The following is a 20,929-nucleotide window of genomic DNA, read 5'->3' as shown; positions in this document are numbered from 1 at the left end:
GGGATGGGCGGTCAGGTGCTTCGGCTACAGGACGTCACCGTCCGCAGGGACGGGGCGGCCCTGCTGCGGGAGATCGACTGGACCGTTCACGAGGACGAACGGTGGGTCGTCATCGGTCCCAACGGCGCGGGGAAGACGACGTTGCTGCAGGTGGTCGGGGCGATGCTGTTCCCCACCGAGGGCATCGTGGAGATTCTGGGCGAGCGGCTCGGCCAGAGCGACGTCTTCGAACTGCGGCCCCGCATCGGGCTCGCGAGCGCCTCACTGGCGGAGAAGGTGCCGCCGGAGGAGAAGGTCATCGACCTGGTGCTCACGGCCTCGTACGCCATCCTCGGCCGCTGGACGGAGGAGTACGATTCCCACGACGTCACGCGCGCCGTCGAGCTGATCGACCAGTTCGGATGCGCCCACCTGATCCGGCGCCGGTTCAACACGTTGTCCGAGGGAGAGCGTAAGCGGGTCCAGATCGCCCGCGCGCTCATGCCGAACCCGGAGCTGCTGCTGCTGGACGAGCCCGCCGCCGGCCTGGACCTGGGCGGGCGCGAGGACCTGGTCCGTCGCCTGGCGACGCTCGCGCACGATCCGAAGGCGCCGACCATGGTGCTGGTCACCCACCACGTGGAGGAGGTGCCCAGCGGGTTCACCCACGCGCTGTTGCTCCGGCACGGCTCCGTGGTGGCCCAGGGGCCGATCGAGCAGGTGATGACGGCGGAGAACCTGTCGCACACCTTCAGCGTCCCGCTCAGCCTGGATCAGGGGCGGGACGGCCGGTGGTACGCGCGGGCGCACCAACTCTGAGCTCATTACGGTTGTCCAAAAACCGGTAAAGCATACCCCTGCTGTGAGACGGCGGCCGGGCTCCTCCTAGCATCCGGTAAGTGCCGTGCACCTCGTCATGGGCGCGAGCCTCACCAGCAAAGGGGAGTTCATGACACCATGGGAGGCGGCCGCGATCTTCGTGGCCGGTATCGGAGCCGGAGGCATCAACGCCGTTGTCGGCTCCGGATCTCTGATCACGTTTCCGACCATGGTCGCGCTGGGGATGCCGCCGGTCGTCGCCAACGTCTGCAACAGCGTCGGCCTGGTCCCGGGCTCGCTGACCGGCGCGCTCGGCTACCGGGCGGAGTTGAAGGGGCAGCGTCAGCGGCTGATCCGGCTGGGAATTCCGACGATCATCAGCGCGGTGATCGGCGGGGTGCTCCTGCTCTATCTCCCCGCGGAGACGTTCAACGTCGTGGTGCCCGTCCTGATCGGGGTGGCGTGCGTGCTGGTGATCGCCCAGCCGAGACTCAACAGGTGGTTGAGCGCCCGGCGGGAGCACGCCCAGCCGCACGGCGGCCCCTGGCTCTGGATCGGTGTCTTCGCCTGCGGCATCTACGGCGGCTACTTCGGCGCCGCGCAGGGCGTGCTGCTCATCGGGCTGCTCGGCAGCTTCCTCGACGACGGCCTGCAGCGGATCAACGCGGCCAAGAACGTGCTCTCGCTGCTGATCAACATGTCCGCCGCGGCGCTGTTCATCCTGATCGCGGAGATCGACTGGCTGGCGGTGCTGATGGTGGCGCTGGGCGCCGCGATCGGCGGTTTCCTCGGTGCGAAGATCGGCAGGAAGCTGCCCGCTCCGGTATTGCGCTGGTTCATCGTCTGCATCGGTGTGGTGGCGATAATCAAACTGGTGTACGGGTGAACCTGCCTACTAGTGGGTACCAATTAGGTATGAAAGGTGACAAGGTCGAGGTTGTCATCGACGCAGGAGACAGTTCCCGTACCTACGAGGTCAGCGCCACCAGAGCGGGACGCCGCGTTGAGGTGGCCAACGCACGCGGCGGCGTCGTCGAGGTGAGTGAGGTCACCCGGAGCGGAACGGCCGTGCGCACCGCCCGGTTCATGTCCAGCCGGATCCTCGCCCTGGTGGAACACCCCGCCGACGGCAAGCCCGCATAGCCCCGAACGGGCCCGAACAGCTCAGGACCAGTGGCGGGGCGGTTCGTCATGCCTGGGCGGGACGGACCTGGAGCACGCCGTCGCGGCGGACCCGGGTCTCGAAGGACGGCTGGGGGGCTGTGGCCGGGCCGTGTACGACGGCACCGTCGGAGAGTCTGAAGGTGCTTCCGTGCCACGGGCAGACCACGCAGGTGGTGCCCTCCTCCGAGATCAGACGCCCCTGGTGGAGTGGCCCGGCCAGGTGGGCGCACTGGTCGGCGAGGACCGTGACGGTGCCCCCGACACGGAGTACGAACAGGTCGATGTAGCCGAGCCGTCGCGTCACCGGACGTCCGTCCGGCAGATCGCCGATCTCGCACAGGTCGTGCCAGCCCAGCGGGACCAGGTGGGCGACGGACTCGGCGTGGTTGGACCCGGCCGCCTGCCGGTAGGCGAGGTAGCCGCCGAGGTAGCCGCCCACGCTCGCGGCACCCAGCCCGACGAACGACAGCAGCCGCCCGGTCCGGTCGCGCCCGGTCAACCGGAACGCCAGCGATCCGGCGTAGAGCCCTAGGGAGGTCAGGTTGGCGATCGCGTGCACGAACCCCACCCGCTGCTGCTCGCGGTGGAGCGCGGACCAGTCGACGACGCCCGCGGCCACCGCCGGGGTGGCGGTGGCGAGTCCACTCGCGACCAGCAGTTGCGACGCGCGTGGATCCGAGCGGGTCACGTCGAGCACCGCGGTCGCCGCCCAGAGGCCCAGGCTGAGGTTGGCGAGCGGTGGATGAAGTGGTTTGCCGAGTGGTACCCCGTGCAGCAGGTCACGGAGCAGGCCGGGGCCGATCCGTCGGCGTACCGCCTTGGCGAGTATGCGGATCGGCCGATCGGCCCTGGGGGACCGCTCGATCCGCTCGGTGAATTCGACCCCGGGCACCAGGCGCTTAAAAGTTCGGCGCCCTGTTTTGACGGTTTCCTTCACTATCGCCCCCTTCTCGACCCATAGGGACCTACCCGGGAACGGTGTTATGCACGCGCCAAATGTCCTCGGCTGACGGAGAGAGCGATGATCTCGGTGGCGTAGGCGCCCAGCGTCGCCGACCCCTCCTCGATGATTTTCACCTTCTCCAGCACCTGTTCCGCCGTCACCTTGTAGAGCGACCAGGTGCCGCCCTCGTTGTGGTGGTTGGCCATGATGGGCGCGATCCGGTCGAGGGCCTTGGCGAACTTGGCCTCGGGAGTCCTGCGCTCCTCGAACTCGTCCCAGAGGTCGCGCAACCGCGCGGCCTGGTCATCTGGGAGCAGCCCGAAGATCCGGTCGGCGGCCTTGCGCTCGATGCCCAACTGGGCCTCGACGGCGGAGGCGTCGTAGATGAAGGTGTCTCCCGCGTCGATCTCGACGATGTCGTGGACGAGCAGCATCGCGACGACCCTGTCGAGGTCGGTGCCCGGTGGTGCGTGTTCGGCCAAGACCATCGCCAGCATGCCCACGTACCAGGAATGCTCGGCGTCGTTCTCCCGCCGCGACCCGTCCATGAGGGTGTTGCGGCGGACGATGCGTCTGAGCTTGTCGATCTCCATGGCGAAGGTGAGCTGAGCGTGTAGACGGTCCTGTGCTAAAGGGGTGGTCACGCGCGCAAGCCTAATGCGCGTCGATCCCCCTTTTCCGAGCGATCATGGGATCATGCCCGGCCGAGTGTGACGGGGACCCCGTTGAACACGGCGTTTCCCGAGGGTACGTCCACGATGGAATCGTCTGTCAGCGCGTTCGCGTTGACCCCCGCGTGCTCGGCGGCCACCAGTTGCGAGGTGCCCGCGTGTCCCCATCCGTGGGGCAGGCTCACCACTCCCGGCATGATCGTGTCGGTCGGCTCCAGCGGTACGACCAGCTCGCCGGCCGCCGAGCGCACCACCGCGTGCTCGCCCAGCCCGAGCCTGCTCACGTCGTCCGGGTTGATCTGCAGGGTGCACCGGTTGGTCCCGCCGACCAGCGGGCCCACGTTGTGCAGCCAGCTGTTGTTGGAGCGCAGGTGGCGCCGGCCGATCAGCACGATCTCCGCGGGTGGCACGGTCAGCCGCCCGCGCAGCCGCGCGACGTCCTCGACCAGCCGCGGCGGAGCCAGCTCCACCCGCCCCGAGGCGGTGCGGACGATCTCCGTCAGCCGAGGTTCCAGAGCGCCCAGGTCGATGCCGTGCGGGTTCGCCAGGAGCGTGGCCAGGGAGAGCCCGTAGGGGCCGAGCCTGAGCATGGCGTCCAGCCGCATCTCGGCTCCGCTGCCGCCGTCCAGCGAGGCACGCAACTCGGCCGGGTCCCCGCCCTCCATCGGTGAGCCGGGCGTCTCGGCCGCCTTGCGGAGCATCTGGTCGAGGATCAGCTCGTCGAGCAGGGCCGGGTCGGCGTCCGCCCCCTGCCCAGAGGCGATCATCGTCAGCCGTGCCATGATCTCGGCCTCGGAGGGACGTCCCGGCTCCAGCGGCAGGACCGGCGGGGAGAACCTCGCGTAGTTGCGGACCGCGACGAACAGCAGCGACAGGTCGTAGTGCGGCGACTGCATCACCCGGGGCGGCGGCAGGATGACGTTCGCGTGCCTGGTGGTCTCGTTCAGGTACGGGTCCACGCAGACCATGAACTCCAGGTCACGGAAGGCCGCGTCCAGCCGGGGACCGCCCGGCGCCGACAGCACCGGGTTGCCGGCCACCATGACCAGCCCTCTGACCTGCCCCTCGCCCGGTGTCTCGATCTCGTCCGCGAGGGTGGCCACCGGGAGCTCACCGTTCGCCTCCGGCAGCCCGCGGACGCGGCTGTGCCAGCGTCCCGTGGTGTACGGCCTGCTCCTGCGGCCGTTCTCCACCGCGGTTTTCGCGAACATGACCCCGCCGGGGCGGTCGAAGTTGCCGGTCAGGATGTTGACGACGTCGACCAGCCACTGCGTGACGGTGCCGAACTCGACGGTGCAGGTGCCGATCCGGGCGTAGACGGCGGCGGTCGGGGCCGCGGCCAGCTCGCGCGCCAGCCGTACGATCTCCGCGGCGGGCACCCCGCAGATCGGGGCCACGGTCTCCGGGGCGAAGTCCTCCGCCAGCCGGCCGACCTCGTCCAGCCCGTTGACCTCGACGCCCACCGAGGTCAGATCCTCGGCGAAGAGGGTGTGCACGATGCCGAACAGCAGGTAGGCGTCGGTGCCCGGCCGCACGAACAGGTGCTCGTCGGCGAGAGCGGCGGTGCGGGTGCGGCGCGGGTCGACGACCACGAGCCTGCCCCCGCGTCCGCGCAGCGCCCTGAGGCGGCCGGGGAAGTCAGGGGCGGTGCAGAGCGAGCCGTTGGACTCCAGCGGGTTGGCGCCGAGCATCAGCAGGTAGTCGGTGCGATCCAGGTCGGGCACCGCGATGGCCAGCGGGTCGCCGAGCATCAGGCCGCAGGAGACGTGCTTGGGCATCTGGTCCGCGGTGCTCGCGGAGAAGACGTTGCGGGTGCCGAGAGCGCGGATCAGGGGGGTGCCGTACAGGGCGCCCGCCATGGAGTGGGCGTTCGGGTTGCCGACGTAGACGGCCAGAGACCGGCGGCCGTGTGCGTCGATCACGCCCTTCAGGCCCTCCTCGACCGTGCGGAACGCCTCGTCCCAGGACGCCTCGCGCCACACCTCGCCCGTCCGGATCATCGGGACGCCCAGCCGGTCCGGGTCCTCGTCGAGGCGGCCCAGGCTTGCCCCCTTGGGGCAGATGAACCCCTTGGAAAACGGGTCGTCCGGGTCGCCCTTGACCGAGGTGACGTGCCCGGTGTCGTCGAGGGTGAGCCGGAGGCCGCAGACGGCCTCGCAGAGGGGGCAGGTCCGGTGCGCTGTTCTCATCGGCACTCCTGAGTCCGGTAAGTGAACTCATCATGGCCGTAGGCCGGGGCGAGGGGAAGCCCCCGAGGGCGAACTCGGGGGCTTCCATGCCGCCAGGAGGACGGGGCGGCCAGTGGAACCCAGGCGGCCCGCTGTGTCCCGCGGCCGGATGGGAGGTTCGCGCGGCCTGCTTCCCGTGGACCGGAGGTTCACGCGGCCCGTTGCCGTTGGTCGGCGGGCTCGTGCGGCCCGGGGAGCAGGGCGGCGGCGGAGCGGATGCCGGACTCCTCCCGCACGGTCCGGTGGGCCCGTGGGCCGACCCAGTCCGTCCACCCGTACCACCGGTCGATTCCCACCGGGGGGCCGGTGAACTCGTCCCTGCGGACGATCTCGACGGCCAGCAGGTGCGCCCACCTGCGGTGCCGAAGGACCACGGTGTCGCGGGCGTAGCACGCCGACGCGATCTCGGCCGAGAACGCCTCGAAGTCCTCGGCACAGATCCCGGCCCTGGCGAGGATCAGCGCCTTCTCCCCGGCGGCGGAAGGAGTGATCCACAGCACCAGCGGAAGCCGTCCCGAGCGGGTGTGTATCCCGGTCTCCACGCACGTCCTCTGCAGGCGGTGCCGGGAGATCAGACACCACGCGTGCGCCCTCACCCACCTGCGCCCGGAGCGGGAGGCGGCGGGAACGCCGGAGGTGCAGGCCAGAAGGGCGGAGGGCCACCAGTGGCCCTGTTTGAAGGAGAGGGCCGCCACGGCCAGGACGGTCGAGACGGCGGCGAGCAGGACGATCTCCGTCCGCCAGCGCCACAGCCGGACGAGGAGGCCCGTCCTGCCGGGTGGCCGGCCGTCGGGGCGACCGTAGCGGTTGTTGCGGAGGTTACGCCGCGACATCGCCGCCCGCCCTCTTGCCGGGTACGGGCGCCAGGGCGAGGGCGGAGGCGGTGGTCCGCTCGGCCTTGAGGAGGTCGAACCGGGGCTCGCGGTAGTGCCTGCTCACGAAACCGGTCCTGGTCACGGTCCAGCCGAGCCGGTGGGCCCACTCGTCCTGGTCCATGCAGAGTTCTCGGTCGATGATGTAGATCAGATCGAGGATGAGGGTCTTGATTCCGCAGAGTCCCTTGGTACGGTGGAAGGACATAGGAGACTCCCTTCGTGGTTTCAACGTGGAGTTCTTGTGCCAACCGGGTCGGTGGCCGCCGACCCGGTGCTTTTTTGCGCCCGATCGGGCGCCCCCTGGTGCGTGCGACTCTGGGCCGTCGCCGGCCGATTTCCTCCGCTCCCCCTGCTGGCCTCCCCGGTTCAACTCCGTCGTGCTGGAGACGGCGCCGTTGCCGATCAGGTGCGCGCACGTTTCGCCCCGCGCGCGATTCGCGGAGGTCCTCGAAGACATCCCCCGGATGATCACCGGTGGATTCCCCGATCTTCCGAGAACCTTCCTGTTCTGATAGTCGCTCAGTAGAGATTTCCCTGCAAGACTTGCCGTAAGGAAAAAAGCAATAAACTTCTCCGAATACACTGCAAACGACAGTGTAATTTGCACTACCATTCGTCTGGTTCCTGTCGAGGCCATGACGTCCACCCGCCCGTCATGGCGAGGAGGTCGTGATGCCGGAACGTGGTAGTCCAGCGCTCCGCCGGCGTCGGCTGGGCATGGAGCTTCGCCGGCTCCGCGAAGGACTGAACATGACCGGTGACGAGGTGTCCGACCGTCTCGGGTGGTCGACCGCCAAGGTCAGCCGCATCGAGACCGCCAAGACGCTGGCCAAGGAGGAGGACGTCGAGGCGCTCTGCGGGCTCTACGGGGTCGACGAGCACCTCCGGGAGGCTCTGGTCGCGCTGCGACACGACGCCGCCCGGAAGGGGTGGTGGGAGAGGTATCGGAGTTCCGTCCCCGATGACTACATCACGCTCATCGGGATGGAGGCGGAGGCCACCATGACGCGAAACTGGGAACCCCAGGTCGTGCCCGGCCTTCTCCAGACGAAGGAATACGCCCGGGAGGTCCTCGCGGCGGGTCAACACGCCAGCCAGCTACCGTCGAGCTGGTTTCAGGATCGCGCGGAGATCCGGATGATGCGCCAGCACACCCTGCTGCACGCGCCGCGACCGCTGACGCACATAAGCGTCTTCCACGAGTCCGTGCTGAAGAACCAGTACGGCGACGCCCAGGTCATGCGAGACCAGCTTCTGCATCTGATCGAGATCTCCCGGTTACCGCACGTGGAGATACGGATCCTGCCCCAGGACGTTCCGCCGCCGGTGTCCACGGGCACCTTCGTGCACCTGACGTTCTCCGACTTCCCCGATGTCGTCTATCTGGAGTCCCTGTTCGGTGGACGGTTCATAGAGGACGCGGAAATGGTCTACGGGTACGAACGGGCCTTCGGCCATCTGGCGGAGCGGGCTCTGGACGAGGCGGCGTCGCAGGAACTGATAAGAAACACAACGGAGTACTGGGAAAGATAGCGGCAGGCCGCTATGCACATATTGGAAGACAAATGAACGAGAAACATATCAGCGCCGCTGAGTGGAAGAAAAGCTCGCTCAGTTCCGTGAACGGGAACTGTGTCGAGGTGGCGGCGCTGGACGGGGGCCACATGGGGGTCCGGGACAGCAAGGAACGGTCAGGGCCGGTCCTGGTCTTCACCCGCGAGGAGTGGGGAGTCTTCGTCGGCGCGATCAAGAAAGACGGATTACATCTCTGAGAGATGAGAACGGCCCGCCGGCCGATGGCCGCGGGCCGTTTCCCCGGGCACCTCTCACCGCCTCGTGCGGGCCGAGAACTGCCGGGCCGCGAAGCCGTACATCCGGTTCGAGGTTCACGGGCCCGTCGCCGACCGCTGGATGGAGGCGGTGTGCCGGGCGATCAACGATCTTGGTGGAATACCCGCCCCGCGGCCCGAGGCGCCTCAGGCGGGCGACGCCGACGGGGATGCCCATGTGGGTGCAGATGGTGGGGGGAACCATGGGCTCCACCGTCGCCGGTTTCCCGGTATGGGGCCTGGCGCGATAAACCCGCTGGTTAGCGGACTATTCCATGTAAGAGTCTTGCCTTTCCTTGTCTTCCCAATGAAATTCTGACATTGGTGCTGTTGGGTGAGAGGACGGGCATGGAATCAGGTGATGCGTTGATCTGGAAGAAGAGCAGTCACAGTTCCCTCAACGGTAACTGTGTGGAGGTGGCACGGCTCTCCGGACGCGAAGTGGGTGTGCGCGACAGCAAGGACCGGGAAGGACCGGTGCTCGTTTTCGGCCATGCCGGATGGGCCGCGTTCGTCGGTGGGGTGAAGGGTGGGGAGTTCGACTTCTGAACGGTTCCGCACCTCGGACGGGGGCTTGCCCAACGGTGGTCAGGCCCCTTTCGCGTCTCGGGGGCGGTCGCTCCGGGAAACCGGGGGAGAAGCCGCATGGCCCGCACCTGTCGAAGGTGCGAGCCGTACGAGGAGAGGGTGTGACTGTTCGGCGGTGACACCCGGGCCCTGGCCGAGGCCCTTGTGGAAGTTCGTCCGGTACGCCACGACGCGCTTCTTCGTCTCGGCGGTGACCTCCGGGGCGGAGGCGTGGCCGACGACGTTGCTCGCCAGGTGGGCGCGGTCGGTGGAAGAAGATCGACGGGTTGTTGCCGACGATGTGGCAGTCGCCCTCTTCGGTGTGGAACCTCAGCGCGAAGCCGCGCGGGTCACGCCGGGTGTCGGGGCTGCCGAGCGCACCGGCCCTGGTCCTCCATGGACGACACGGTACGGTCTAAAGCTGAATTATTCGAATAAGTGTTTTACTCAACTTTTGAGGAATCGAATCTCGTAGGGCGAGTTGTGCCACACATCGCGGGTGAGATGGCATCCTCGGATACCGATGGACACGTACAGCACCGCCCGACGTCTTGCCCTGGCCGCCACGATCACCGCCTCAGCCGTGCTCCTCGCGGCCTGTTCCACGGCCGAGTCGGTCACCCCCGGCGCACTCGCCGACGTCGAGGAGAAGCCGACCCCCCAGGCGGAGCCCACGCCTACCCCCGAGCGCAAGCCGTACACCATCTCCTTTGGTGGCGACGTGCACTTCGAGGGTGTGCTGCGAACCCGTCTGAACGCCGATCCGAAGACCGCGCTCGGCCCGATCGCCAAGGTGCTCAGCCGCTCCGACCTGGCGATGGTCAACCTGGAGACCGCGATCACCACCGGTGGCACCCCCGCCCCGGGCAAGCAGTACACCTTCCGCGCTCCGGCGGCCGCGCTGACCGCGCTGAAGGCGTCAGGGGTGGACGTGGCGTCCCTGGCGAACAACCACGGCATGGACTACATGCAGAGCGGGTTGACCGACTCCCTCGCCGCCATAAAACGCGCCAAATTCCCCGTTGTGGGCGTGGGCAGGAACGAGGCCGAGGCCTACCGGCCGTGGCGGACCACCGTGAACGGCAACCGCGTCGCCATCATCGGCGCCACCCAGGTGCTGGACGCGGAGTTCGTCGGGGCGTGGACCGCCTCCGGTGACAAGGCCGGCCTCGCCTCGGCCAAGAACGAGGCGCGGTTGATCCGGGAGGTGCGCAGGGCCCGCAAGAACTCCGACACCGTGATCGTCCACCTGCACTGGGGCACCGAACTGCAGAAGTGCCCCAACGAGGCGCAGCGCGGCCTGGCGCCCAAGCTGGTCGCGGCCGGGGCGGATGTCATCGTGGGCGGCCACGCGCACATCCTGCTCGGCGGCGGCTACCTGAAGAACAGCTACGTCAACTACGGCATGGGTAACTTCGTCTTCTACAACTGGGGCCCGGAGACCGGCAGGACCGGCGTGCTCACCCTGACGATCAACGGCCGCAGGGTCCTCAAGGACCAGTGGACCCCGGCCAGCATCCAGGGCGGGGTGCCGATCCCGATCACCGGGCTCGGGCGGCAGCAGGCCATCGCGAACTGGAAGGCGCTGCGCGACTGCACCGGACTGGCCGCCAGACCCGGTCAGTCCGGCTGACCGAGCCGGACCGGCCCCGTCCTCCCCGTGCCGCGTCGCCGTTTTAGCCGTGGGGAGCGCTTCAATGACGAATAAGCCCTGACCTGACGGCGTCAGGCGGGCAAGATGGTGGGGTGTCCATCGTGCCCGCCGAGGAGCCCTGCGAAGTCCCACTGCGGCGTCAGCCCAGCCAGCGACGGAGCGCACGGCGCGTGGAGCGAATGCTCGACGCGTGCGCCGACCTGCTGGACGAGATCGGCTACGACGCGCTTTCCACCACACGGATCGCCGAGCGCGCGGGGGTCGCGATCGGCTCGGTCTACCAGTTCTTTCCCGACAAGCGGGCCATCGCCCAGGCGGTGACCCGGCGTCACATCGAGGGGTTCGTCTCCCGGATCGGGAGACGCTTCCTGTCGGAGGACTACGCGGGCTGGTGGGACGCGGTCGACGCGATCATCGATGAGTACGTGGAGATGCACAGGACCGTGCCGGGTTTCCGGTCCCTGCACTTCGGCGACGTGGTCGACCTCAACCTGCTCGACGCCGGTTCTGAGAACAACACGGTGATCGCCGGACGGCTGCGTGGCCTCCTCCTGCAGGAGTACGGCCTGGCCGACAGCGAGGAGTTCGACCTGGCCATCCTGGTCGCGGTGGAGGCCGGAGACGCGGTGCTCAAGCTGGCGTTCCGCCGTGATCCGAACGGCGACCCGCAGCTCGTGGCCGAGGCCAAGCGCCTGATCCGTGGCTACCTGAACCGTCAGTTCGCCCGGGTCTCGGGCTGAGAGAGCTGGGGGAGAGGGTTCTCTTCGAGAGACTCGCCGGTGCCCTCACGCGGGTTCCCGCCGCCGGTCGAGTCCGGCGTGGCGAACACGGGCCCCGCGTCGGTGAGCCGTTCCCGATACTGCCGGACCTGGCCCCGGCGTTCGAGCTGGGACCACCGCTCCTGCGCGAAGGTCCCGCCGGCCGCCTCGGCTGCCCCGGCCGTCCCGGTCTCGACGCGCCTCTGCGCCGTCGGTCTCGGCGCTTCCAGCAGTCTCTGCGCTTCCGGCCCCTGCGGGTTCTGCCAGGCCGTTCCCGGTCTCTGGGTGCTCTGCCGCTGCGCATCCTGCCGTTGCACGCGCGGCGGTCTCTCGCGCGGCCACTCCGCGCCCGGCTCGATCGGCACCGCTACGACCGTGCCGGGTCCGGGCGGCAGCGTCCCCGACTCGACGCGGGAGCTCCGGGCGGGCTCGGAGGGGGTGACCGGTTGGAGACGTCGCGCCCGATGGACCCGCTCCATCCTCTTGATCCGGGCGGCGAGCTTCTCATGACGGAGCCTGCTCTCCAGGGTGATCAGCTCCTGGTGGGCCTGACCGATCGCCTCCATCTTGACCGACAGATATCCGGCGGACCCCGGAACGATCACGGAGAAGGCCAGGAGAAGCATCAGGGTGAAGGCCGTCTGCCTGGACATGCCCATCGCAGCTCCTCCCAATGATGTGCTCCCCTAGCAGGAGTCATCGCTCATATGCCCGTTTTACTGGAGAAACACGCGCACCGTAGTCGTTCGTTTACTCAAGGTCATATGGCCAATACCTGCCGTTGGCCGTACGCGGTCGAGCGTCGCTCGGTACTCTCGCGATGTGGCGCATGTGACACGTGAGCAACTTGATCGATTGCTTGAGCAGGCACTTCTGGCCGACGATCACGAAGCCCTGGCTCGGCGACTCGAAGCCCTGGTCGAGGCGTACGCGTCCGGCGACATGTCGCGGGCGGCGATCCTCGTGCTCGCCGCCGAGGAGTGGCGGCAGGCCGGACAGCCCGCTCGGGCCCTTGACTGCTTCCAGCGGGCGGTGGACGACGGTGGCGAGGTGAGCGTCGATCCCCGGGCCGGGATCGCCGACACTCTTTTCGAGCTCGAACAGCCGGACGAGGCGAGAGAGGTGATCGCGGCGATTCACGCGGTCGGCGAGGTCACCGCGGCCACCGCTCTCACGGTCGCTGAGACGCTCGTCGCCTACGGAGACCTCGGGGAGGCCCATCGGTGGGCCACCGAGGGGGCGCACCGGGCGGTGGAGGGCGGTGGTGAGCACATCGCCCTGCTCAGAACCCGCTACCGGATCCGCGTCGACCTCGGGCTCCCCGAAGACGAACTCGATGCCCTCCTCGACGCTTCGTGCTGACGGCGGCCTGCCCCGAAACCGGGAAAGGGCCGTGCCCGTTGGGGCACGACCCTTCCTCCATGGTGGTTCGCGATCCGGTGGTTACCCCACATTGAGGCCCGGGATCGTCCTCTCCAGCGCGGGGAGGACGGAAGGCTCCGCGCCGCCCTCCGTGGTGGCGGCCTCGCCCGCGGAGGTGTCCGGCACCGTGGGAGTCTCCGGCGCCGCGGGGGCCTCCGGGCGTGCGACGGCCGGAGGCTCCACCGCAGGCGTTTCGGCCGACGGCAGGTCCTCGGTGACGGCGTCCGCCTGGGCCGGCTGGGGCAGCGGCGCCGTGTCGTCGTCCGGCGTGACCTCCGCTTCGGCGGGTCGCTCGGGCGCCGGGGGCACCGGGGCCCGCAGCCAGCTGATGCCGTCGCTGGGAGCGCCCGGCGCGCCCGGCAGGCCGGGCAGGTCCGGTGCGTCGGCCACGATGCTCACCCAGGAGTTCGTCCACTCGTGACCGGGAAGGCTCGACAGCCCGAAGGGCAACGCGTGGAAGCCGGTGCCCGCGGCGACGCCTCCGGCATCGGCGAAGCTGACCAGTGCTGAGGCCTGGGAGAGATCCGGCAGTTCGGTGACGTGCGCGAGCCGGTCCGCGGTCACCGGCATCTCGCCGGTGCCGGCGGTCACCGACGCCCCGGCGCCGTCCGTCGCGACCGGCGTCTCGCCGATGTTCGCGGTCACCGATGCCCCGGAACCGTCTGCGATCGCCGGCGTCCCGGCGTCGCCGGTGGTCGTCGTCCCGTCGGCTGCCGCGGTGCCTCCGACGTCGCCGGCCTCCTCGCAGGCGGCCGCCATGGCCCCGGGCGCCTGCGCTGCCCCTGCCGTCTCGCGCTCCTGGCAGGGCGCGACCTCCGCCGAGGCCGGAGAGACCATGGTCCAGCCGGCGCCGGCGGTGAGCAGCGCCACCGCGAGGATTCCCCTGATGTTCCGTGATGAGTGCGACATGCACATCCCCCTGTTGCGTTCGGTAATCCGATGACTGCCGAACGTAACAGGAGGGTCTTGCCCAGGGGCGTGCTTAACCCAATGGTGGTCGAGCCATTACCGGGCCCGATCCGGTGATGGTCAAGCCCTTACCGGACCGATGTTCAGGGAGTCGCTCGCCTCGTCGAGGTCGACCAGCACCTCGTCGCCGTCCTGGACCTCGCCGGAGAGCACCTCCTTGGCCAGCTTGTCGCCGATCGCGGACTGGACGAGGCGGCGGAGCGGGCGCGCGCCGTACAGCGGGTCGTAGCCCGTCAGCGCCAGCCAGTCGCGTGCCGCCGGGGTCACCGTCAGCGTGAGCCGCCGGTCCGCCAGGCGCCTGGCCAGGTGGGTCACCTGCAGGTCCACGATCCGGGAGAGCTCCTCGGTGCCGAGTGCGTCGAACTGGATCACGTCGTCGAGCCGGTTGAGGAACTCGGGCTTGAACGAGCTCCTGACCGCGGCCATCACGGCGGTCCGCTGATCCTCCTTCGCCATGCTCGGGTCCACGAGGAACTGCGAGCCGATGTTGGAGGTGAGGATCAGGATCACGTTGCGGAAGTCGACGGTCCGGCCCTGTCCGTCGGTGAGCCGCCCGTCGTCGAGCACCTGGAGCAGGATGTCGAAGACCTCGGGGTGGGCCTTCTCGACCTCGTCCAGCAGCACCACGGTGTACGGCCTGCGCCGCACGGCCTCGGTGAGCTGGCCGCCCTCCTCGTAGCCCACGTAACCGGGTGGGGCGCCCACCAGCCGCGAGACGCTGTGCTTCTCGCCGTACTCGCTCATGTCGATGCGGACCATCGCCCGCTCGTCGTCGAACAGGAAGTCCGCCAGCGCCTTGGCCAGCTCCGTCTTGCCGACGCCCGTCGGGCCGAGGAACAGGAAACTGCCGGTCGGCCGGTCCGGGTCGGAGATGCCGGCCCGCGCTCGCCGTACGGCGTCGGAGACCGCTTCGACCGCCTGCCGCTGGCCGATCAGCCGCCTGCCGAGTTCCTCCTCCATGCGGAGCAACTTGCTGGTCTCGCCTTCGAGCAGCCGGCCTGCGGGGATGCCGGTCCACGAGGAGATGACCTGGGCGATGTCGTCGGCGCCGACCTCCTCCTTGACCATCGGGTCCTCGGGCTGGGCGGCCTTGCTGGCCTCGGCGAGCTTGGCCTCCAGGCTGGGCACCTCGGCGTACATCAGCCGCGAGGCGGCCTCGAAGTCGCCGTCGCGCTGCGCGCGCTCGGCGGCGCTCCGCACCTCGTCGATCTGCTTCTTCAGGTCACCGACCCGGTTGAGCCCGGCCTTCTCCTGCTCCCACCGGCCGACCAGGGCGTTGAGCTCCTCCTGGCGGTCGGCGAGTTCCCCGCGGAGCCGCTCCAGTCTCTGCAGGCTGCTCTCGTCGGTCTCCTTGGCGAGCGCCAGCTCCTCCATCTTCATCCGGTCCACGTTCCGCTGGAGCTGGTCGATCTCGACGGGACGGGAGTCGATCTCCATGCGGAGCCGGGAGGCGGCCTCGTCGACAAGGTCGATCGCCTTGTCGGGCAGGAAGCGGGAGGTGATGTAGCGGTCGGAGAGGGCGGCGGCGGCCACGAGCGCGCCGTCGGCGATCTGGACCTGGTGGTGTGCCTCGTAGCGCCCCTTGAGGCCGCGCAGGATGGCGATCGTGTCCTCGACGGTGGGCTCGCCCACGTAGACCTGCTGGAACCGCCGCTCCAGCGCGGGGTCCTTCTCGATGCGCTCGCGGTACTCGTCCAGCGTGGTGGCGCCGATCATCCTCAGCTCGCCGCGGGCCAGCATGGGCTTGAGCATGTTGCCCGCGTCCATCGCGCCCTCGCCGGCGCCCGCGCCGACCATGGTGTGCAGCTCGTCGATGAAGGTGACGACCTGGCCGTCACTCTCCTTGATCTCCCCGAGCACCGCCTTGAGACGTTCCTCGAACTCGCCGCGGTACTTGGCGCCGGCGACCATCGCGCCCAGGTCGAGCGCGATCAGGCGCTTGTCGCGCAGGCTGGAGGGCACGTCACCCGCGACGATCCGCTGGGCCAGCCCCTCCACCACGGCGGTCTTTCCGACGCCGGGCTCGCCGATGAGCACCGGGTTGTTCTTGGTACGGCGGCTGAGCACCTGGACGACGCGCCGGATCTCCGAGTCGCGGCCGATCACCGGATCGAGCTTGCCCGCCCGGGCCCGCTCGGTCAGGTCGATCCCGTACTTCTCCAGCGCCTGGTAGGTGTCCTCGGGCGTCTCGCTGGTCACCCTGGCGTGCCCGCGTACCTTCTCGAAGGCGTCGAGCAGCGCGTTCGGGCTCGCGCCGCGCGATTTGAGCAGTTCGGCGATGGGGCCGCCGTCCGTGGCGAGACCGACCAGCAGGTGTTCGGTCGAGACGTAGTCGTCCTCAAGGCCGCGGGCCCGCTGGGCCGCCGTGTTCATCACGGTGAGAAGCTGCCGGGAGCTCGACGGGGCGCTGACCGTGGCGCCCTGCGCCTTCGGCAGGGCCGCGAGCTGCTTCTCGGCCTCGATCCGCAACTGCTTCCAGTCGGCGCCCACCGCTTCGAGCAGGGGCACCGCGGTGCCGCCGGTCTGGGCGAGCAGTGAGGTGAACAGATGGGCCGGGGCGACCTCGGGGTTACCCTCCGCGGCTGCCCGCCGGATGGCGGAGGAGACCGCCGCCTGACTCTTCTGGGTGAGCTTGTAGTCCATTGACTTCCCTCGTAGTTCAGGGCCGCTCGTATCGCGGCCCTCCCCTCAGCCCGGTCACCGGCGCGTTCTCACGGCATGACGTCGGCGCCGGCGTCGGCGTGTCGCGGTGAGGACGCCCCTGGCCGGTGATCTCCCCGTGAGATTTTCAGGCGGGAGGCAGCTGGTACTGGATGAGGGCGCGGATCATGTTCATCTCCGCGCGGAGACGGTGGTTCTCGTCACGCAGGCGCAGGGCCTCCGTCTCAAGGACCAGGATTCGCTTGATGCCCGCGAGGTTGATGCCCTCCTCCTGGGAGAGCCGCTGGACCTCGCGGAGCATCATGATGTCGCGGGTGGAGTACAGGCGTCCGCGTCCCGCCGTACGGCCTGGGCTGACCAGGCCGAGACGGTCGTACTGGCGAAGGGTCTGCGGGTGCAGACCTGACAGCTGGGCGGCCACCGAGATCACATAGACGGGTGTGTCATCCGACAGATCGAAGTAGTTGGCTTCCATGGCTACTCGCTTCTGGCCTGTTCGATGAGGTCCGCCCGTGGGTCACCACCCGAGGTGGCGTCGCGGAACTCCTCAAGGGCCCCTCTCGCCTTGTCCTCCAGCTGCTGTGGCACCAGAACCTCGATCGTGGCGAGCAGATCGCCCTTGGTGCCGTCCTTGCGTGCCACACCCCTGCCGCGCACCCGGAAGGTGCGGCCGTTCGGGGTGCCTTCGGGGATGCGCAGCGTGACCGGCATTCCCTTGAGAATCGGCACCTTGATCTCGGCTCCCAGCGCCGCCTCGGTGAAGGTGACCGGAACGGTGACCGTCAGGTTCTCACCCGTCCTGCCGAACACGGAGTGCGGCTTGACGTGGATCTGGACGTAGAGGTCACCGGCGGGGCCGCCGTTCTCCCCGGGCGCGCCCTTCGCCTTGATCTTGATGCGCTGGCCGTCGCCGACCCCTGCCGGGATGCGGGCCTGGATCGTGCGGGTGCTCTTGCCCCGCCCGCTCCCCTCACATACCTGGCACGGGTCGTCCACCAGCAGGCCGCGGCCCTTGCAGTCGCGGCACGGCTCGGAGAAGGCGAAGTTTCCGAGGTTGCGGCTGGCCGCCCCGGTGCCCTCGCAGGTCGGGCAGACCCGCGGGGTGGTGCCGGCCTTGGCGCCGGTTCCCCCGCACGCGGTGCACGCGGAGGAGCTGGTCAGACGGAGCGAGACCGTGGTGCCCTCCACCGCCTCGGAGAAGGAGAGCGAGACCTCGGACTCGATGTCCTGGCCGCGCCGTGCCCTGGTCGACGTCCCGCCGGGGCGGCTCGCGCCACCCCGGTTGAAGAGGCCGCCGAAGATGTCGCCGATGCGCTCCCCGGCGCCGCTCTGCTGGTGGGTGCCCCCGAAGAGGTCTCCCAGGTCGAACGGGAACCCACCCGAGCCGGTGCGCGGAGCCCCTCCGGTTCCCGCGTAGCCGCCCAGACCCGATCCGAACAGCGTCCGCGCCTCGTCGTACTCCTTGCGGCGCTTGGTGTCGGACAGGATGTCGTAGGCCTCGGAGACCTCCTTGAACTTGGCGGTGCTCTCGGAGGTCGCCGAGCTTCCGGGGTTGGCGTCAGGGTGGTACTTCCTGGCCAGCTTCCGGTACGCCTTCTTGATCTCATCGGCCGTGGCGGTCTTGGGCACACCAAGGACGGCGTAGTAGTCCTTCTCCAAGTAGTCCTTGGTGCTCATCCGCGTTCCTTCACAGAGATTGGATCTTGGGGGGTCAGTTGTCGTCCGCGGCGGGCTCTTCGGGCTCGGCCACCGCGACTCGCGCGGGGCGGAGCACTCGCTCGCCGATCCGGTAACCGGGCTGCAGGATCTCCACGCAGGTCGGCTCTGTGACGTCGGGGGAGTAACTGTGCATAAGGGCCTCGTGCACCGTCGGGTCGAACGGTTCGCCCTTGGTGCCGAAGGCGCTCAGCCCCAGTTTCCCCGTGGCCGCCTCCAGCGACTCGCTCACCTTGGCGAAACCGCCGGTCAGCTCGCCGTGGTCGCGGGCCCGGCCGATGTCGTCCAGGACAGGGAGCAGTTCGGCCAGCGCGCCGGCCACCGCCTGCTCCTTGACCAGGGCCCGGTCCCGCTCGACCCGCTTGCGATAGTTGGAATACTCGGCCTGAAGACGCTGCAGGTCCGCGGTGCGCTCGGCGAGCTGGGTGGCCAGCTCGATCGAGGCGAGGTCCGATGCCAGGGAGGACGAGGAGGACGACCTGTCGGCCTGCTCCTTGTCGTTCTGACCCGTGGCCTCCGCCGGGGCCGTCTCACGGACCTGTCCCGTCTCCGGGTCTATCTTCCGGTTGTCGCGGATCACCGGCTCCTCCTCGGAACCGTTCTCGCGCGTGCTCACGCTGCTGCTCCCCTCGACTTTCCGGCCGTCACTTGGTGCCGCTGTCGCGCTTCGGGTCGTCGTCCACGATCTCGGCCTCGACCACATCGTCGTCCGCCTTCTGCCCGGTGGTGGCGTCCGCCCCGGGGGCGCCGGCCGGGGCCTCGGAGGCCTGCGACTGGGCGTAGATGGCGGAGCCCATCTTCTGGCTGACCGTGGCGAGCTTCTCCGCGGAGGCGCGGATCTCGGACGAGTCGGTGCCCTCCAGGGCCTTCTTGAGCTCGGCGACGGCCTCGTTGACCTCGTTCTTGATGTCCTCCGGGACCTTCTCGGCGTTCTCGCCGAGGAACTTCTCGGTCTGGTAGACGAGCGAGTCGGCGTTGTTGCGCGTCTCGGCCTCTTCGCGGCGCTTCTTGTCCTCGTCGGCGTAGGACTCGGCCTCGCGCATCATGCGCTCGATGTCGTCCTTCGGCAGCGCGGAGCCGCCGGTGATCGTCATCGTCTGCTCCTTGCCGGTGCCGAGGTCCTTGGCGGAGACGTTGACGATGCCGTTGGCGTCGATGTCGAAGGTGACCTCGATCTGCGGGATCCCGCGCGGCGCCGGGGCGATGCCGGTCAGCTCGAAGGTGGCCAGCTTCTTGTTGTACGCCGCGATCTCGCGCTCGCCCTGGTAGACCTGGATCTGCACCGACGGCTGGTTGTCCTCGGCCGTGGTGAAGACCTCGGAGCGCTTGGTCGGGATCGTGGTGTTGCGCTCGATGATCTTGGTGAAGATCCCGCCCTTGGTCTCGATGCCCAGGCTCAGCGGGGTCACGTCGAGCAGCAGGACGTCCTTGACCTCGCCCTTGAGCACACCGGCCTGGAGGGCGGCGCCGATGGCCACGACCTCGTCCGGGTTGACGCCCTTGTTGGGCTCCTTGCCGCCGGTCAGCTCCTTGACGAGGTCGGCGACGGCGGGCATGCGGGTCGAGCCGCCGACGAGCACCACGTGGGCGATGTCGGAGACCTTGATGCCGGCGTCCTTGACGACCTGGTTGAACGGGCCCTTGCACCGCTCGAGCAGGTCGGCGGTGAGCCGCTGGAACTCGGCGCGGGTGAGCTTCTCCTCCAGGTGGAGGGGACCCTCGGCCGAGGCGGTGATGTAGGGCAGGTTGATGGAGGTCTCCGACTGGCTGGAGAGCTCGATCTTGGCCTTCTCCGCGGCCTCACGCAGGCGCTGGAGGGCCATCTTGTCCTTGGTCAGGTCGACGCCGTGGGCGTTCTTGAACCGGGTGGCGAGCTCGTCGACGACGCGCTGGTCCCAGTCGTCACCACCGAGATGGTTGTCGCCGCTGGTGGCCTTGACCTCGACGAAGCCGTGGCCGTCCTCCTGGCCGACGTCGAGCAGGGACACGTCGAAGGTGCCGCCGCCGAGGTCGAAGACGAGGATGGTCTCGTCCTTGTCCTTGTCCAGGCCGTAGGCGAGCGCCGCGGCGGTGGGCTCGTTGATGATGCGCAGCACGTTGAGGCCGGCGATGGTGCCGGCTTCCTGGGTGGCCTGACGCTGAGCGTCGTTGAAGTAGGCGGGAACGGTGATCACCGCGTCGGTGATCTTCTCGCCCAGGTAGGCTTCGGCGTCCTGCTTGAGCTTCTGCAGGACGAAGGCGCTGATCTGCTGCGGGGAGAACTTCTTGCCGTCGATCTCGACGGTCCAGTTGGTGCCCATCTCGCGCTTGACCGAGCGAATCGTCCGGTCGACGTTGGTGACGGCCTGCCGCTTGGCGACCTCTCCGACGAGGACCTCGCCGTTCTTCGCGAAGGCGACCACGGACGGCGTGGTCCGCGAACCCTGGGCGTTGGCGATGACGGTGGGCTCACCGCCCTCAAGAATCGAGACGACGGAGTTGGTCGTCCCCAGGTCGATACCTACCGCACGTGCCATGAGTACGTCCTTGTAGTCAAAGTTGAGTCGATGCCACTCATAGTGGAACCTCGCGCGAGGTTTGTCAAACGACTTGAGTCTATTGGGCTCAACCTTCGACCGCGTGGAAGCATTCCCGATTTCCGGGAAACGGGCGGGATCCTTCATCCCCTCCGACG

At 68.8% G+C, this 20,929-nt stretch carries 20 protein-coding genes and 1 pseudogene; 9 read left to right on the top strand and 12 right to left on the bottom strand.

The genetic code is table 11. The features are described 5' to 3' along the window. The first annotated feature begins 3 nt into the window (after positions 1–3). From ABT061_RS18300 to ABT061_RS18290, 3 genes are all read left to right on the top strand, one after another. Complete coding sequence (locus tag ABT061_RS18300) at positions 4–798, top strand: ABC transporter ATP-binding protein (protein ID WP_350918647.1); 795 nt, start codon at positions 4–6, stop codon at positions 796–798. Between the two features lie 130 nt (positions 799–928). Beyond that, positions 929–1,684: a sulfite exporter TauE/SafE family protein gene (locus tag ABT061_RS18295; protein ID WP_350918644.1), complete on the top strand. Its 756-nt coding sequence runs from the start codon at positions 929–931 to the stop codon at positions 1,682–1,684. A gap of 29 nt (positions 1,685–1,713) precedes the next feature. After that, positions 1,714–1,941, top strand: a complete 228-nt coding sequence (locus ABT061_RS18290) for a DUF8836 family protein (RefSeq protein WP_329088968.1) — start codon at positions 1,714–1,716, stop codon at positions 1,939–1,941. A gap of 46 nt (positions 1,942–1,987) precedes the next feature. Here ABT061_RS18290 and ABT061_RS18285 read toward each other — a convergent pair whose 3' ends face one another. The 5 genes from ABT061_RS18285 to ABT061_RS18265 all read right to left on the bottom strand — a co-directional run bounded on the left by ABT061_RS18285 (position 1,988) and on the right by ABT061_RS18265 (position 6,884). Beyond that, positions 1,988–2,854, bottom strand: a complete 867-nt coding sequence (locus ABT061_RS18285; RefSeq protein ID WP_350918640.1) for a Rieske 2Fe-2S domain-containing protein — start codon at positions 2,852–2,854, stop codon at positions 1,988–1,990. A gap of 89 nt (positions 2,855–2,943) precedes the next feature. Beyond that, on the bottom strand, positions 2,944–3,498 hold the full coding sequence (locus ABT061_RS18280; protein WP_245651701.1) for an HD domain-containing protein: 555 nt from the start codon (positions 3,496–3,498) through the stop codon (positions 2,944–2,946). Between the two features lie 101 nt (positions 3,499–3,599). Beyond that, positions 3,600–5,765, bottom strand: a complete 2,166-nt coding sequence (locus ABT061_RS18275) for a molybdopterin-dependent oxidoreductase (RefSeq protein ID WP_350918637.1) — start codon at positions 5,763–5,765, stop codon at positions 3,600–3,602. Positions 5,766–5,953: 188 nt separating this feature from the next. Next, positions 5,954–6,637, bottom strand: a complete 684-nt coding sequence (locus ABT061_RS18270) for a hypothetical protein (protein WP_350918635.1) — start codon at positions 6,635–6,637, stop codon at positions 5,954–5,956. Beyond that, a complete protein-coding gene (locus ABT061_RS18265; RefSeq protein WP_350918632.1) occupies positions 6,624–6,884 on the bottom strand; it encodes a hypothetical protein in 261 nt (86 codons plus the stop codon). Before ABT061_RS18265 ends, ABT061_RS18270 begins: the two co-directional genes overlap by 14 nt. Positions 6,885–7,351: 467 nt before the next feature. Here ABT061_RS18265 and ABT061_RS18260 point away from each other — a divergent pair, with 467 nt between their 5' ends. The 5 genes from ABT061_RS18260 to ABT061_RS18240 all read left to right on the top strand — a co-directional run bounded on the left by ABT061_RS18260 (position 7,352) and on the right by ABT061_RS18240 (position 11,469). Beyond that, positions 7,352–8,212: a helix-turn-helix domain-containing protein gene (locus ABT061_RS18260; RefSeq protein WP_350918629.1), complete on the top strand. Its 861-nt coding sequence runs from the start codon at positions 7,352–7,354 to the stop codon at positions 8,210–8,212. Positions 8,213–8,244: 32 nt separating this feature from the next. Beyond that, entirely contained in the window at positions 8,245–8,451 is a 207-nt protein-coding gene (locus ABT061_RS18255) for a DUF397 domain-containing protein (RefSeq protein ID WP_350918626.1), read from the top strand. Positions 8,452–8,832: 381 nt separating this feature from the next. Beyond that, positions 8,833–9,057, top strand: coding sequence for a DUF397 domain-containing protein (locus tag ABT061_RS18250; RefSeq protein ID WP_350918623.1), 225 nt, complete (start codon positions 8,833–8,835; stop codon positions 9,055–9,057). A gap of 541 nt (positions 9,058–9,598) precedes the next feature. Beyond that, positions 9,599–10,708, top strand: coding sequence for a CapA family protein (locus ABT061_RS18245; RefSeq protein ID WP_350918620.1), 1,110 nt, complete (start codon positions 9,599–9,601; stop codon positions 10,706–10,708). 200 nt (positions 10,709–10,908) lie between these two features. Beyond that, complete coding sequence (locus ABT061_RS18240) at positions 10,909–11,469, top strand: TetR family transcriptional regulator (protein ID WP_350918693.1); 561 nt, start codon at positions 10,909–10,911, stop codon at positions 11,467–11,469. Here ABT061_RS18240 and ABT061_RS18235 read toward each other — a convergent pair. Beyond that, on the bottom strand, positions 11,445–12,140 hold the full coding sequence (locus tag ABT061_RS18235; protein ID WP_350918617.1) for a hypothetical protein: 696 nt from the start codon (positions 12,138–12,140) through the stop codon (positions 11,445–11,447). The two genes, ABT061_RS18240 and ABT061_RS18235, sit on opposite strands and share 25 nt — an antisense overlap. 169 nt (positions 12,141–12,309) lie before the next feature. Here ABT061_RS18235 and ABT061_RS18230 point away from each other — a divergent pair, with 169 nt between their 5' ends. Beyond that, complete coding sequence (locus ABT061_RS18230; RefSeq protein WP_350918614.1) at positions 12,310–12,849, top strand: tetratricopeptide repeat protein; 540 nt, start codon at positions 12,310–12,312, stop codon at positions 12,847–12,849. Positions 12,850–12,930: 81 nt separating this feature from the next. Here ABT061_RS18230 and ABT061_RS18225 read toward each other — a convergent pair whose 3' ends face one another. The 6 genes and pseudogenes from ABT061_RS18225 to dnaK all read right to left on the bottom strand — a co-directional run bounded on the left by ABT061_RS18225 (position 12,931) and on the right by dnaK (position 20,771). Next, on the bottom strand, positions 12,931–13,818 hold the full coding sequence (locus tag ABT061_RS18225) for a hypothetical protein (RefSeq protein ID WP_350918611.1): 888 nt from the start codon (positions 13,816–13,818) through the stop codon (positions 12,931–12,933). A 120-nt stretch (positions 13,819–13,938) separates the two neighbouring features. Beyond that, positions 13,939–16,521, bottom strand: a complete 2,583-nt coding sequence (clpB, locus tag ABT061_RS18220) for an ATP-dependent chaperone ClpB (RefSeq protein ID WP_350918608.1) — start codon at positions 16,519–16,521, stop codon at positions 13,939–13,941. Positions 16,522–16,761: 240 nt separating this feature from the next. Continuing rightward, a pseudogene (locus ABT061_RS18215) lies at positions 16,762–17,014 on the bottom strand (heat shock protein transcriptional repressor HspR); the annotation flags it as partial. A gap of 2 nt (positions 17,015–17,016) precedes the next feature. Beyond that, entirely contained in the window at positions 17,017–18,216 is a 1,200-nt protein-coding gene (dnaJ, locus tag ABT061_RS18210; RefSeq protein WP_350918605.1) for a molecular chaperone DnaJ, read from the bottom strand. 34 nt (positions 18,217–18,250) lie between these two features. Then, on the bottom strand, positions 18,251–18,871 hold the full coding sequence (gene grpE / locus ABT061_RS18205; RefSeq protein ID WP_350918602.1) for a nucleotide exchange factor GrpE: 621 nt from the start codon (positions 18,869–18,871) through the stop codon (positions 18,251–18,253). Positions 18,872–18,899: 28 nt separating this feature from the next. After that, positions 18,900–20,771 carry a molecular chaperone DnaK gene (dnaK, locus tag ABT061_RS18200; RefSeq protein WP_350918599.1) on the bottom strand — a complete coding sequence of 624 codons (1,872 nt, stop codon included), beginning with the start codon at positions 20,769–20,771 and terminating at the stop codon, positions 18,900–18,902. Positions 20,772–20,929: the final 158 nt, after the last annotated feature.

The sequence above is a fragment of the Streptosporangium sp. NPDC002544 genome, assembly GCF_040295965.1.
Lineage (GTDB): Bacteria > Actinomycetota > Actinomycetes > Streptosporangiales > Streptosporangiaceae > Streptosporangium.
The sequence above is the reverse complement of the archived record's forward strand: the minus strand, read 5'-3'. Positions and strand labels throughout refer to the sequence as shown.